Source organism: Pseudomonas sp. B392_1p (genome assembly GCF_052245235.1).
In the GTDB taxonomy this organism is placed as follows: Bacteria; Pseudomonadota; Gammaproteobacteria; order Pseudomonadales; family Pseudomonadaceae; genus Serpens; species Serpens gallinarum.
In genome coordinates this window covers 1-946 of record NZ_JBQPXM010000034.1, presented here as the reverse complement: position 1 = coordinate 946, position 946 = coordinate 1, and the positions used below count along the sequence as shown (strand labels likewise).

Annotated in this window: 1 protein-coding gene; it reads right to left on the bottom strand. The window is 61.6% G+C overall.

What is annotated here, in order from left to right; all coding sequences use genetic code 11:
• Window positions 1-279 precede the first annotated feature (279 nt).
• The coding region (locus ACTV8E_RS20685) for a class I SAM-dependent methyltransferase (protein ID WP_443200699.1) at window positions 280-946 on the bottom strand (667 nt) is incomplete at its 5' end.

The window sequence follows — 946 nt, the reverse complement described above, 5'->3', positions numbered from 1 at the left end:
CTTCGCCTCAAGACGCTGGATGAACCTCTGTAGAGATCGATGATTGCGCAGCGGTGGGTAACTTCGCTGATTGCCCCCACTTTATCCCGACCTTGAAACCAGTGGCTTACCTTCGATGGCGGTGAGCTCGACATTAGCAGTCACTTCCATCTCAATCGGCGTAGCGGGCGACGTGGCTGACATGGACATGGATGCCCACCGTGCGCTGCGCCGTCGAGAGGAACGGGTGCAGCCCTCAACGAAGGATTCGCTGTGGGTGAGTCCCACTGACAGGGGCACTCATAATTGTCCAATCCTCATGTTGATGGGCCAAGTGATCGAGTGCCGGATCGCGGGGTCACCCCATAGCTCGGCGAGGTCTGTGGCGAAGCGATGAAGGACTTCCTCTCGCCCGGATTCCTTGGCGCTGCGCACCGCTGACCAGGTCGAGACATAGCCGAGAAACTCTTCGAGGCACCATTCGAGGTGAATGGCGATCGAGGGGCCTTCCAACTCGGTAAAGGGAAAATCGAGGGTTGCGTAGCCGCTGTCCACCAGCTTGCGTTCTGCGGGCCAGTACGGGCCGACCTCGTGCCAGTAGAACTGCTCGAAGCGAGCCCCCAGCGGGCCGTCCAGGTGCAGCACGCCATAACTGATCAGCGCCAGAATCGCATTCGGTACCGCCACCCGGCGGGCCTCGCTATAAAACTTGGGCAGGTCGAACCAGTGCGCAGCCTGTGCGGCAGTAATCAGGCTGGCACAGCGGCCTGGAAGCGGCAGGGCTTCCGCCGATGCACTGGCGTAGCTCACGTTTTCCTGCGGCACGGCGTGGGTGATTTGATCCCCACTGGGATCGAGCCCGACCACCGTGCTGAAATGCGCGGCGAGGCGTTTGGTCAGTTGACCGTTACCGCACCCGACATCGACCGCGAGCCTCCTGTCAGGGGCCACCGAGGCCAGGTAGGCC